Raw genomic sequence first — 13,031 nt, forward strand, 5'->3', positions numbered from 1 at the left:
TAAGACGAGCGATCCCGATAAACGGCACCAGCGTACTGGTGCCGTTGCACGTTCAGGAATCCCAGGCCTGCTCTATCTTACCGGCTTCAAACTGCGGAGGCGGTTTTCGGAAACGGCGCGTTAGCCATGTCAGGTAAAGGATCCCCAGTGCCGCCCAGATGAGGCCAAGCGTCAGGGACGTCGCTTCGAGGTTTATCCACAGCACGCCGACCGTTACAGCACCAATGAGTGGCAGCAGGAGATAGTGGAACCGATCTTTCCACGTTTTGTTCATCCCCTTACGCCGCCAGAAATGGTTGTACACCGAGAGATTAACAAACGTAAACGCCACCAGTGCGCCGAAGTTGATCAGCGCCGTCGCGGTCACGAGATCAAAGTACAGGGCCGACAGTGCCACTATCCCAACCATAATGACGTTCAGGGCCGGCGTACGCCATTTCGGATGCACGTAGCCAAACACCCGCTCCGGAAACACGTTGTCACGCCCCATCACATACAATAAGCGTGAGACGCTGGCGTGCGAGGCCAGGCCTGAAGCGAGCGTGTTCACAAACGTGGTACACAGAAACACCGACTGGAAGAGCTTGCCGCCCACGTACAGCGCAATTTCCGGCAGCGCGGCGTCCGGGTTCTTGAAGCGCGCGATCGTCGGGAAAAAGAGCTGCATGAAAAACGAGGCAACAATGAATATCAGCCCGCCATAGAGTGCGGTGAGGAAAATGGCTTTAGGGATCACTCGCGCCGCGTTTGGCGTCTCTTCCGACAGTGTGGTGACCGCGTCAAAGCCGAGGAAAGAGAAGCAGACGATAGTCGCGCCGGTAATAATCGGGATCAGGTGAGCATTCTCGCTGATAAACGGCTGGAGCGACCAGACGGTGCCGACGCCCTCCCCCTTGTGCAGACCGTGCACCACGAGTATGACAAACACCACCATGATGGCGATCTGTACCAGCACAAACAGGGTGTTAAAGTTGGCGACCAGATTCACACTCTTGAGGTTCGCCAGCGTCAGGATCGTTACAAACCCCACCACCCAAACCCACGGCGGGACTTCAGGGAACAACGCGGAAAGGTAGATCTTCGCCAGCAGCACGTTGATCATCGGCAGGAAGAGATAATCCAGCAGCGATGACCAGCCGACCATAAAACCTAAGTGGGGTCCGATCGATTTCTGCGTGTAGGTATACGCAGAGCCTGCTTCCGGGAACTGTCGTACCAGTTTACCGTAGCTGATGGCGGTAAACATGACGCCAGCCAGCGCCAGGAGATACGAGGCGGGCACGTGGCCGTTGCTGATACCGGACACAATGCCGAAGGTATCAAATACGGTCATGGGGGTGAGATAAGCCAGCCCCATCATGACCACCTGCCAGAGCTTGAGGGAACTGCGCAGCCGGGTTCTTCCGGCCATGCCCGGCGAGTCAAGAGAGGTGTTAGTCGCCATAAACCGTCCCCCCCATGCTTACCGTGGTTTGCAATCGCGCTGTCCTTAACGCAAACCTGCTTAGCAAAGGGGGAAGTTGTAAAGAACACACGCGATCGTACCAGCGCAACGTCTCTGGCTCGCACTCACAGCAGGCGCCTGACTGGCCCCCTTCGCCCTGCGGATAGTTGAACATCTGCATCATTTCCTACCTCGTCACACAGTGTCGTTAAGAAAATCCCTGTGCCGCCTGCGCTCCATAACGCGACTCCCGGGAGATAGCTGGCGTGCCAGCAAACAGTTAGGCCAGGCTCCGCGCAGGCCGTTTGGTGATACGTATGAGATGAAACAAAGCGGCCCCTTACCGGGGCACGTCATCAGGCGTTTTTCAGCATCCACTCAATTTCCGTTTCGGTAATCAGGCGTTCAAACTGCAGTAATTCATCGTTTTTGCAGGCGTGATAGACGTGGCAGAAACGTTCGCCCAGCCGCTCGCGCAGGCTATCGTTTTGCATAAATTCCCACAGCGCATCGCTCTGACGGATCGGGAACGGCAGTCCGTCCTGCTCCAGACCATTGCCTTCCACTTCTTCCTGCAGGGGTAAATCGTTATCCAGGCCATGTAAAATGCCGGCAAAAATCGCCGCCATCACCAGATACGGATTCGCGTCAGCGCCCGCCACCCGGTACTCGACCCGATGGTTATGGCGATCGCCGCAGGGGATACGCAGGGCAACGGTGCGATTATTGTGTCCCCATGACGCCTGCGTCGGCACGTACATTCCCGGCTGGAAACGGCGGTAGGAGTTGACGTTCGGTGCCAGCAGCGCCATGGACGCAGGCATCAGGTCGATCATCCCGGCCAGCGCGCGTTTCAGCAGTGCGGAATCCTCGCCGTTGGCGTCTGCGAGCACGTTTTCGCCTCGGTTGTTTTGCATGCTGATGTGGATATGCATCCCACTGCCCGCATGCTCTTCATACGGCTTTGCCATAAAGGTGGCGTGCATCTTATGTTTTTCCGCCATTTGCCTGACGAGACGTTTTAGCGCCAGCGCATCATCGCAGGCATCGAGCACGTTTTCCGTATGGTGCAGGTTTATCTCAAACTGGCCCGGGGAGGCCTCGGCCACTGCCCCGTCGGCGGGGATGAGCTGCAGCTGCGCCAGTTCGTCAATGTCGTTCAGCACGTCAGCAAAGTGGTTCAGATTATCAACCGAGTAGACCTGACTCTGCGTGTTGCGCACGTCGGTGCCCGGCGCGCAGGGTGGCTGCAGATAGCCGTCGGCATCGCGTTTACGGTCAAGTAAATAGAACTCCAGCTCTACCGCTACCACGGGGAACAGACCGCGCTGGCGCAGCTGCTGCCAGAGTTGGTTGAGTACGTTCCGCGGCTCAACGTCAAAGGGAGCGCCATCTTCATCGACCATGGTGAGCTGCACCTGACCAATGTATTCCGGGTCGGCGGCAGACGGTGTCAGGGTGCCCGGTACCGGCACGCAGATGCAGTCCGGCTCGCCGAGTTCCTGCCCCAGGCCCGCCTCTTCCACGACGTTGCCCAAAATGTCCATGGCGAAAACCGATGCCGGGAAATAGCAGCCTTTTTCAAGCTTGCTCAGTCCGGCAACCGGGATGCGTTTGCCGCGAAAACAGCCGTTCAGGTCGGTCAGGAGGACATCAATAAACTGGGTGTCAGGATACTTTTCTAAATAGCGCTTCACTTCCTGCGTAAAGGCGCTGCCCCGCCTCTCATCCGTGTGCTGCACAAAGTTCTCAACTTCTACGATATTGGTTTCCATGATTTACCACCGTTTTTGGGATTTGCGTTCGCTGCTCTGGACTGTCAAATATAATGTCCACCCTATCGAATCTGTATGCAAACAAATTGTTTGTCAAATGTTAAATTAAGTTTGCAAAAGGCAGATCCCGTTGCTAGATTGAGAAAATATTGAACGAAAAGGCCGTTTTTCAGGCGAAAATGGCCTAAATTTAGTCCACTTTGTGAGGGCGATCATGGAAAATATAATGAACAAGCCAGTTATTGGCGTGGTGATGTGCAGAAACAGGCTTAAGGGTCATGAGACCCAGACCCTGCAAGAAAAGTACCTGAATGCCATTATTAACGCGGGGGGCTTACCGATTGCCTTACCGCATGCGCTGGCAGAGCCAGAGCTGCTCACCGCTCTGCTACCCACGCTTGACGGGATTTACCTGCCGGGCAGCCCAAGTAACGTGCAGCCGCACCTGTATGGTGAAAACGGCGATGAGCCTAACGCCGATCCCGGGCGAGATCTTCTGAGTATGGCGCTGATTGCCGCCGCGCTCGAAAGGCGCATCCCCATTTTCGCCATCTGCCGGGGGCTGCAGGAACTGGTTGTTGCGACGGGAGGGACGCTGTATCGCCGCCTGTTCGAGCAGAACGACCTGCTTGAGCACCGGGAAGATCCTGAACTGCCGGTTGAGCTACAATACGCCCCGTCTCATGAAGTTCAGGTTCAGGAGGGAGGACTGCTGTCTCAATTAATACCAGGCTGTAACACATTTTGGGTAAACTCGTTACACGGGCAAGGTGCACGGACGTTAGGACCACGGCTTCGCGTGGAGGCCCGCTCGACGGATGGGCTGGTCGAGGCGGTCAGCGTTCATGACCACCCTTTTGCCCTCGGCGTGCAATGGCACCCCGAATGGAACAGCAGCGAGTACGCCCTGTCCCGTATGTTGTTTGAAGGTTTTATCACCGCCTGTCAAAGCCACATTGCCGAGAAGCAGCGGCTTTGACCACTACCGTAAAGGAAATGCAACTATGAGCGATGACGGACTGGCGCCAGGGAAACGTCTGTCTGAGATCCGCCAACAGCTGGGTCTCTCGCAGCGGCGTGCCGCCGAACTGTCTGGGTTAACACACAGTGCCATCAGCACCATTGAGCAGGACAAAGTCAGTCCTGCTATCAGTACGCTGCAAAAGCTGCTGAAAGTTTATGGGCTGTCGCTCTCGGAATTCTTTTCAGAACCGGAAAAACCTGATGAACCGCAGGTGGTTATTAATCAGGAAGACCTTATCGAAATAGGCAGTCAGGGGGTTTCGATGAAGCTGGTTCACAACGGAAATCCGAACCGTACGCTGGCGATGATTTTTGAAACTTACCAGCCTGGAACCACGACCGGAGAGAGGATCAAACATCAGGGTGAGGAGATCGGTACGATACTGGAAGGTGAAATATTGCTGACCATTAATGGCCAGCAATATCACCTGGTTGCTGGGCAAAGCTATGCCATCAATACCGGCATACCGCACAGCTTCAGCAACACCTCGGCAGGCATCTGCCGCATTATCAGTGCCCACACCCCTACCACGTTCTAATTACCACTCAGTTCCGGTGTAAGCGCGCTTACGCCGGAACACATAAAAACGATCAATGTCGGCATTTAACGGGTTAATTCCCGGGATGCCCCACGGCTTCGTATTGCCTGAAACGGCCATGCCTTTATTTATCTGATTGCGAAAGAAAGGAGTGAATATGCATTTTCAGCACCTGACTTACTGGCAGGATAAAGCAAAAAACAGCGCTATTGAGACCCGGTTATTTATTAACGGTGCCTATTGTGACGCCGCCGATAATGCCACGTTTGAAACCGTCAATCCCGCGACCCAAAAGACGCTGGCGAACGTGGCCCGGGGCAAGCAGGCGGACGTGGACCGTGCGGTTCAGGCCGCGCGTGAAGTGTTTGAGCGCGGTGACTGGTCGCAAGCTTCTCCGGCGCAGCGCAAGGCTGTGCTAAATAAGCTCGCCGATTTGATGGAACGCCACGGCGAAGAGCTGGCCTTACTGGAAACGCTGGACACCGGTAAACCCATCCGCCATAGCCTGCGCGACGATATTCCCGGCGCGGCGCGCGCCATTCGCTGGTACGCCGAAGCGGCAGATAAAGTCTACGGCGAAGTGGCGCCTACGGGTCCGGGCGAGCTGGCGATGATCGTGCGCGAACCCATCGGGGTTGTCGCGGCCATCGTCCCCTGGAACTTCCCGCTGCTGCTGGCCTGCTGGAAGCTGGGCCCGGCGCTGATCGCGGGTAATAGCGTGGTACTGAAACCGTCGGAGAAATCGCCCCTCACCGCCCTGCGGCTGGCCGGGCTGGCGAAAGAGGCGGGCCTGCCGGATGGCGTGCTGAACGTGATAAGCGGTTACGGCCACGAAGCGGGCCAGGCGCTGGCATTGCATCCGGAGGTTGAGGTGCTGACGTTTACCGGCTCTACCCGTACCGGCAAGCAGCTGTTGAAGGACGCAGGAGAAAGTAACATGAAGCGCGTCTGGCTGGAGGCAGGCGGCAAGAGCGCCAACATTATCTTTGCCGACTGTCCGGACCTGGACAAGGCCGTGAGCGCGACCGCCGCCGGGATTTTTTATAACCAGGGGCAAGTCTGTATCGCCGGTACCCGCCTGCTGCTCGAAGACAGCATCGCCGATGAGTTCCTGGCAAGGCTGAAAGCTCAGGCCCGTCACTGGCAGCCTGGCGATCCGCTCGACCCTGACAGCACGATGGGCATGCTCATCGACGCTGCGCACGCCGATACCGTCCACACGTTCATTCGCGAGGGAACCCGGAAAGGCACGCTACTGCTGGACGGGCGGGAACAATCATGGCCTTCCGCAGTCGGTCCAACCATTTTTGTCGACCTCGACCCTGACTCCCCGCTGTGCCGGGAAGAGATTTTCGGGCCGGTGCTGGTCGTCACCCGATTTAAAACCGAAGAGGAAGCCCTAACGCTGGCCAACGACAGTGAATACGGGCTTGGCGCGGCGGTATGGACCCGCGATCTCTCCCGCGCGCACCGCATGAGCCGCCGCCTGAAAGCAGGCTCGGTCTTCGTCAATAACTATAACGACGGTGATATGACCGTTCCCTTTGGCGGCTATAAGCAGAGCGGTAACGGTCGCGATAAATCCCTGCACGCGCTGGAAAAATTTACCGAACTGAAAACCATCTGGATTGCCCTGGAGCCTCAATCATGACCGAACATACCACAAGCTACTACGCGGCCAGCGCGAACGCTTACGAACCTTTCCCGACGCTTAACGAGTCCATCAGCTGTGACGTGTGCGTGGTGGGCGGCGGCTATACCGGCCTCTCCTCCGCGCTGCATCTCGCCGAAATGGGCTACGACGTGGTGCTCCTTGAAGGGGCGCGCATCGGCTTCGGCGCCAGCGGACGCAACGGCGGCCAGCTGGTTAACTCCTACAGCCGCGATATCGACGTGATCGAGAAAAACTACGGACCCGATGCCGCCAGAGTCCTCGGGAGCATGATGTTTGAAGGCGGGGAAATCATCCGGGAGCGTATCCAGCGCTATCAGATCCAGTGCGATTATCGTCCCGGCGGGCTGTTTGTGGCGCTAAACCATAAGCAGTTGGAGACGCTGGAGGAGCAAAAAGCCAACTGGGAACGCTACGGCAACACGCAGTTGGAGTTGCTGGACGCCAGCGCCATCCGCCGGGAGGTCGACAGCGAACGCTATACCGGCGCGCTGCTGGACCACAGCGGGGGGCACATTCATCCGCTGAACCTGGCGATCGGCGAAGCGGACGCCATTCGCCTGAACGGCGGGCGGGTGTATGAGCAGTCCCCGGTGACCGCCATTCAGCACACCAGCCCGGCCGTGGTGAGCACGCAGCATGGGCAGGTGACGGCCCGCTACGTGATCGTCGCCGGGAATGCCTATCTGGGCGATAAGATCGAACCGGAACTGGCAAAACGCAGCATGCCCTGCGGCACCCAGGTGGTGACCACCGCCCCGCTGCCGGAAGAGGTCGTCCGCTCGCTGATCCCCAATAACTACTGCGTGGAGGATTGTAACTACCTGCTGGATTACTACCGTCTTACCGCCGACAACCGCCTGCTATACGGTGGGGGCGTCGTCTATGGCGCACGCGATCCGGATGATGTCGAGCGCCTGGTGATGCCAAAGCTGCTCAAAACCTTCCCTCAGCTGGCAGGCGTCAAAATCGACTACCGCTGGACAGGCAACTTCCTGCTGACCTTGTCGCGTATGCCGCAGTTTGGTCGTCTGGATAAAAATATCTATTACATGCAGGGCTACAGCGGCCACGGCGTGACCTGCACCCACCTGGCCGGAAGGCTGATCTCGGAACTGTTGCGCGGGGACGCTGAGCGCTTTGATGCGTTTGCCAACCTTCCGCACTACCCCTTCCCGGGCGGCCGCAGCCTGCGGATTCCATTCACGGCGATGGGCGCGGCTTATTACAGCCTGCGCGATCGTCTTGGCGTATGATCGTTTCGACAAAAGGGTATCTGACATGAGTAACCAGGAATTTCATCAGCGCAGACTTTCTGCCACCCCGCGCGGCGTAGGCGTAATGTGTGATTTCTTTGCCCGCACGGCGGAGAATGCCACGCTTACCGACGTGGAAGGCAACGACTATATTGATTTCGCCGCCGGGATCGCGGTACTGAATACCGGCCATCGTCATCCTGAACTGGTGGCTGCCGTGGAAAAACAGCTTCACCGATTCACCCACACGGCCTACCAGATTGTGCCGTATGAAAGCTACGTTTCATTAGCCGAAAAAATTAACGAGCTGGCCCCGGTGCAGAGCCCGGCCAAAACGGCGTTTTTCACAACGGGCGCGGAAGCGGTGGAAAATGCCATTAAAATCGCCCGGGCCCACACCGGCAGACCGGGTGTGATTGCCTTCGGGGGAGGTTTTCACGGCCGAACCTATATGACTATGGCGTTAACCGGCAAGGTCGCGCCCTACAAACTGGGATTTGGCCCCTTCCCGGGATCGGTTTATCACGTGCCGTATCCCTCCGAGCTGCACGGCGTCACGACGCAGGATGCCGTCACGGCGATAGAACGCCTGTTCAAAGCAGATATTGAGGCGAAACAGGTGGCGGCGATTATTTTTGAACCCATTCAGGGTGAAGGCGGATTCAACGTCGCCCCGCCAGAGCTGGTGGCCGCCATCCGCCGCATCTGTGACGAGCACGGGATCGTGATGATTGCCGACGAAGTGCAGAGCGGCTTCGCCCGTACGGGTAAACTGTTTGCCATGGAACACTACGCGGACAAGCCCGACCTGATGACGATGGCTAAAAGCCTGGCAGGCGGAATGCCGCTGTCCGGCGTGGTGGGCCGCGCCGGGATCATGGACGCGCCGGCTCCCGGCGGTCTGGGGGGGACCTATGCCGGCAACCCACTGGCGGTGGCCGCCGCGCACGCGGTGCTGAATATTATCGACAGCGAGTCACTGTGCGCGCGCGCCCGTCATCTGGGGGATCGACTGAAAGCCACGCTGGAGGAGATTCAGGGCACCTTCCCTGCGCTCGTGGCGATAAGGGGTAGAGGATCGATGATTGCGGCGGAGTTTTTTGATCCCGAGAGCCACGAACCTTCGGCCGCCATCGCGCAGGCGATCCAGCAAAAGGCGCTCGCCCAAGGCCTACTGTTATTGATCTGCGGCCAGTACGGCAACGTGATCCGCTTCCTTTATCCGCTGACCATTCTGGACGCCCAGTTCACCCAGGCGCTGGCGATCCTGCAGCAGGTTATGCGTGATAAGGCCTAAGCGCCCACCGAAAACCGTCTGCCGGAATGCCGGCGACGGTTTCAACGGAGGAGGTCTGCATAGATTTCCTCCGCGTGGGAAATGTTGGGGAATTTGGTCTGTTTCATTGTATGCTCCCTGAAACACATCCCTGGCAAGAGGAAATAAGAATTGCAAAAAACATCAGCCTATCAGTCACTTGTGAAAACCTTCCAGCGCCTCTCCCGCTTCTCGCACCTCTCCTCCATCGCCAGCTGGGACATGTTCACCATGATGCCGCCAGGCGGCAGCGCCGCGCGCGGTGAGGCGCTGGCGGAGATGAGCGTCCTGCAGCACCAGATCCTGACGGATAAAAAAGTCGGTGACCTGTTAGCGGCGGCGGAAGATGAAGATCTGAATGATATCGAACAAGCCAACCTGCGCGAAATGATGCGTCAATATCAGCAAGCTTCGCTGCTGCCAGAATCGCTGGTAGAAGCGAAGTCTTTGGCGGGCAGTAAATGTGAGCACGCCTGGCGCACGCAGCGCCCCGCTAACGACTGGCAGGGTTTTTCTGCCAACCTGAAAGAGGTGGTCAAACTCAGCCGCGAAGAGGCTCGCCTGCGGGCCGAAGCCAAAGGCTGTACGCCGTACGACGCGCTGCTGGATATTTTTGAGCCCGACATGACCAGCGCCCGCCTGGACGTCCTGTTCGGCGATATGAAATCCTGGCTGCCGGACCTGCTGGCAAACGTGGTGGAAAAACAGGCGCAGCGTTCGTTTGTTCCACCGCAAGGCCCCTTCCCGACAGCAACACAGCGTGAGCTGGGGCTGGAAGCTATGCAGATGCTGGGCTTCGATTTTAACGGCGGACGCCTGGACGTCAGTGCGCACCCGTTCTGCGGTGGCGTACCGGAAGATGTGCGAATTACCACGCGCTATGACGAGGATGAACTGCTCAGCGCGCTGTTTGGTGTGATTCATGAAACCGGGCACGCCCGCTACGAACAAAACCTGCCGCGCGCGTGGGCAGGACAGCCTATCGCTCTGGTGCGCTCCACCGCCATCCATGAATCTCAGAGCCTGTTCTTTGAGATGCAACTCGGCCGCAGTGAGGCCTTCCTCAAACATCTCCTCCCTGCAGTGCACGCCCGTTTTGGCAGCCAGGCGGCGTTCAGTGAAGAGAACTTTATTGCCTGGAACCAGCGCGTGAAGCCGGGCTATATTCGCGTCGATGCGGACGAAGTGAGTTACCCGGCACATGTCGTGCTGCGCTACGAGATTGAGCGTGCATTGATCAATGGCGAGATCGAAGTGGACGATATTCCCGCCCTGTGGGATGAGAAAATGCAGGCCTGGCTCGGATTATCCACCAAAGACAACTACCGCAACGGCTGTATGCAGGATATCCACTGGACCGACGGCGGTTTTGGTTACTTCCCGTCATACACGCTAGGCGCTATGTATGCTGCACAGCTTTTCCATGCAGCAAAGACCGCGCTTCCAGGTCTGGAGTCTGCCATCGCGAATGGCGATTTTTCCGCTCTGTTTGACTGGTTGCGTCAGAACATCTGGCAGCACGGTAGCCGCTTTACGACATCGCAACTCATTACGCAGGCAACGGGCGAAGACCTGAATATCCGTTACTTCCGGGAACACCTGACTTCGCGTTATTTGTAATCCTTCCAGCCGGAGCATGCTCCGGCTATCCCCTCGCCTTTTTTGTATAAGACGATGATTTAGCACATACCTTTTTGATCAGACCTGGTGTATTACTGCGTTTCCTTGTCAAATAATTAAACCGCTATCAGACAGGGATTAACAAAATAAAGGGATGAATGATGAAAGGCATAATGAAAACGATGTTAGCCATTCTGTGTGCGACGAGTTTAAGTACCTTCGCGGCCACGGATAACACACCACAAGATGCATTCAATGATATTACCCGCTCACTGACAGATCTCCAGCCCATCACGTTTCAGGCTCCCGTGGAGAGATACAAGCTGCTGGTGTTTATTGATAATCAGTGCATCTACTGCAGCAATGTGGTGAAAAACGTTAAGCAGTATACGGATGCCGGGTTGACGATGTCGTTTCTGACCGTTGCGCCCAAGGCCATTCGCGACTCGGTCATTGAAGATATGGGGCGCGTCTGGTGTTCAACCGATAAGGCCAAAAGCCTGCAAAAAGCGATGGCGGGTTTTTTACCTGACAACGACACCACCGCAGCCTGCTCCGAATTGATCACACGGCAATCAGCGCTGGCTGAACGGTTGGGCGTGAGCATTACGCCCGTTATGGTGGTGATCGAGCCTGAGTCACGCACCATCATTGGCAGTCAGTCTCCGGCCGCGATTCTGACCGCACTCAAGAAATAACGCTGGCCTGAACGGACAGCGGCGCTGGCCCTGTCCGTACACCCCATCCCTGCTTTGTACATTCCGTTACACAGCGATACCAATCACTCACGGAAACCTCGAATTTACAGGGATATAGTTATTTCAACGGCCCCGCAGTGGGGTTAAATGAAAAACCAAATTCGAGGGTATGAGAATGAATAAAGTATTAGCTCTGGTTGTTGCCGCTGCTATGGGTCTGTCTTCTGCTGCGTTTGCTGCTGAAACTACTGCAACCGCTGCACCGGCTGCCGCTCCAGCTGCAACCACTACTGCTGCTCCAGCAAAAGCGGTTCACCATAAGAAACATCATAAAGCTGCAGTGAAAAAAGAAGCCGCTGCACCTGCAACCGCAGCACCAACCGAGCAAAAAGCTCAGGCTGCCAAAAAGCACCACCACAAGAAAGCCGCTAAACCGGCTGTAGAGCAGAAAGCTCAGGCTGCTAAAAAGCACCACCACAAAAAAGCGACCAAACCAGCTGTAGAGCAGAAAGCTCAGGCCGCTAAAAAGCACCACAAAAAAGCAGTAAAACACGAAGCTGCTAAACCAGCTGCACAGCCAGCTGCGTAAGAGTACAAGCTTAATCGTGCCCTTCGGGGCACGTTGGTAAACCGGCGCTGAACCGGAACAGGTTCCGCGCCGTTTTTTTATCCGGAGGGCGTATGCTGCGACGCTATCGGTTTGAGCTGATCCTGATCCTGCTTATTTTATGCGCGCTCATCGCAAGCCATTTTTATCTTTCCTGATTGTAGCACGCTGATTTTACTCCCACTTTAGCGCTGTCCCGTCTATAGTATTTTCTTAGGGTTCACTTTTAATAATCATAATTACCCCCACCAGAGTGTGATATGCGTAAATCTGTTGTGTTGTTACTGGGAACGTTTGGTCTTTTTTCTGGATTTTCACATGCGGATGATGGCGGTGATGACACCATTAGCGCGAAAGATCTAAAAACGCTTTTTTTCGGTCATGATGACCGGACTCGCGTCACCGATCCGACCCAGTCGCCCTGGGATGCGATAGGGCAACTGGAAACCGCCAGCGGTAACTTGTGTACCGCGACGTTAATCACCCCGCAACTTGCCCTGACGGCCGGTCACTGTCTGTTGACTCCGCCAAACGGCAAGCCAGACAAAGCGGTTGCCTTGCGGTTTGTGTCGCAAAAAGGAATATGGCGCTATGAGATCCACGGCATCGAAGGCCGGGTAGATCCCTCTCTCGGCAAACGCCTGAAACCCGATGGTGATGGCTGGATAGTGCCACCGGCAGCCGCCTCATGGGATTTTGGCCTGATCATTTTGCGCTACCCGCCTTCAGGTATTACACCGTTGCCGTTATTTGACGGAGATAAAGCCGCACTTACCGCCGCGCTCAAAACCGCCGACCGCAAGGTGACGCAGTCAGGTTATCCCGTTGATCATCTGGATGCGCTTTACACTCACACCGACTGTGTTGTGACGGGCTGGGCACAAACCAGCGTGCTTTCGCATCAGTGCGATACGTTGCCGGGTGACAGTGGTTCGCCGTTAATGCTGAAAACGGATAACGGCTGGCAATTGATTGGCGTCCAGAGCTCCGCGCCTGCGGCGAAAGATCGCTGGCGCGCAGATAACCGGGCGTTGTCTGTTACCGGTTTTCGCGACAAGCTGGAAGCGCTGGCGCAACAGTAA

13 protein-coding genes are annotated in these 13,031 nt (G+C 56.6%); 10 read left to right on the forward strand and 3 right to left on the reverse strand.

The features are described 5' to 3' along the window. Window positions 1-52 precede the first annotated feature (52 nt). The 3 genes from HED65_RS03215 to HED65_RS03220 all read right to left on the reverse strand — a co-directional run bounded on the left by HED65_RS03215 (window position 53) and on the right by HED65_RS03220 (window position 3,219). Window positions 53-1,444 carry an APC family permease gene (locus tag HED65_RS03215; RefSeq protein WP_114977405.1) on the reverse strand — a complete coding sequence of 464 codons (1,392 nt, stop codon included), beginning with the start codon at window positions 1,442-1,444 and terminating at the stop codon, window positions 53-55. Further along, window positions 1,434-1,628, reverse strand: a complete 195-nt coding sequence (locus tag HED65_RS23010; protein ID WP_047746071.1) for a YmjE family protein — start codon at window positions 1,626-1,628, stop codon at window positions 1,434-1,436. Before HED65_RS23010 ends, HED65_RS03215 begins: the two co-directional genes overlap by 11 nt. A gap of 172 nt (window positions 1,629-1,800) precedes the next feature. Beyond that, window positions 1,801-3,219 carry a glutamine synthetase family protein gene (locus HED65_RS03220; protein WP_114977406.1) on the reverse strand — a complete coding sequence of 473 codons (1,419 nt, stop codon included), beginning with the start codon at window positions 3,217-3,219 and terminating at the stop codon, window positions 1,801-1,803. A gap of 214 nt (window positions 3,220-3,433) precedes the next feature. Here HED65_RS03220 and puuD point away from each other — a divergent pair, with 214 nt between their 5' ends. From puuD to HED65_RS03265, 10 genes are all read left to right on the forward strand, one after another. Continuing rightward, the gene (gene puuD, locus HED65_RS03225; protein ID WP_045910614.1) at window positions 3,434-4,198 is read left to right on the forward strand and encodes a gamma-glutamyl-gamma-aminobutyrate hydrolase; all 765 of its coding nucleotides are present in this window, start codon (window positions 3,434-3,436) and stop codon (window positions 4,196-4,198) included. A gap of 25 nt (window positions 4,199-4,223) precedes the next feature. Next, window positions 4,224-4,781 carry an HTH-type transcriptional regulator PuuR gene (gene puuR / locus HED65_RS03230; RefSeq protein WP_008502454.1) on the forward strand — a complete coding sequence of 186 codons (558 nt, stop codon included), beginning with the start codon at window positions 4,224-4,226 and terminating at the stop codon, window positions 4,779-4,781. 157 nt (window positions 4,782-4,938) lie between these two features. Further along, window positions 4,939-6,432: an aldehyde dehydrogenase PuuC gene (puuC, locus tag HED65_RS03235; RefSeq protein WP_114977407.1), complete on the forward strand. Its 1,494-nt coding sequence runs from the start codon at window positions 4,939-4,941 to the stop codon at window positions 6,430-6,432. Further along, a complete protein-coding gene (locus HED65_RS03240; RefSeq protein WP_114977408.1) occupies window positions 6,429-7,709 on the forward strand; it encodes an NAD(P)/FAD-dependent oxidoreductase in 1,281 nt (426 codons plus the stop codon). The genes puuC and HED65_RS03240 overlap by 4 nt, the downstream gene beginning before the upstream one ends. A 25-nt stretch (window positions 7,710-7,734) precedes the next feature. Then, window positions 7,735-9,006 carry a 4-aminobutyrate transaminase gene (puuE, locus tag HED65_RS03245; protein ID WP_114977409.1) on the forward strand — a complete coding sequence of 424 codons (1,272 nt, stop codon included), beginning with the start codon at window positions 7,735-7,737 and terminating at the stop codon, window positions 9,004-9,006. 150 nt (window positions 9,007-9,156) lie between these two features. Further along, the gene (locus tag HED65_RS03250; RefSeq protein WP_114977410.1) at window positions 9,157-10,644 is read left to right on the forward strand and encodes a carboxypeptidase M32; all 1,488 of its coding nucleotides are present in this window, start codon (window positions 9,157-9,159) and stop codon (window positions 10,642-10,644) included. A gap of 173 nt (window positions 10,645-10,817) precedes the next feature. Further along, complete coding sequence (locus tag HED65_RS03255; RefSeq protein WP_411266772.1) at window positions 10,818-11,342, forward strand: thioredoxin fold domain-containing protein; 525 nt, start codon at window positions 10,818-10,820, stop codon at window positions 11,340-11,342. 175 nt (window positions 11,343-11,517) lie between these two features. Continuing rightward, window positions 11,518-11,931 carry an acid resistance repetitive basic protein Asr gene (asr, locus tag HED65_RS03260; RefSeq protein ID WP_114977412.1) on the forward strand — a complete coding sequence of 138 codons (414 nt, stop codon included), beginning with the start codon at window positions 11,518-11,520 and terminating at the stop codon, window positions 11,929-11,931. A 92-nt stretch (window positions 11,932-12,023) separates the two neighbouring features. Next, window positions 12,024-12,107 carry a small membrane protein YdgU gene (gene ydgU / locus HED65_RS23015; protein WP_021241182.1) on the forward strand — a complete coding sequence of 28 codons (84 nt, stop codon included), beginning with the start codon at window positions 12,024-12,026 and terminating at the stop codon, window positions 12,105-12,107. Window positions 12,108-12,209: 102 nt separating this feature from the next. Further along, window positions 12,210-13,031 carry a trypsin-like serine peptidase gene (locus HED65_RS03265; RefSeq protein ID WP_114977413.1) on the forward strand — a complete coding sequence of 274 codons (822 nt, stop codon included), beginning with the start codon at window positions 12,210-12,212 and terminating at the stop codon, window positions 13,029-13,031.

Source organism: Pantoea sp. LS15, from assembly GCF_012241585.1.
GTDB lineage: Bacteria > Pseudomonadota > Gammaproteobacteria > Enterobacterales > Enterobacteriaceae > Enterobacter.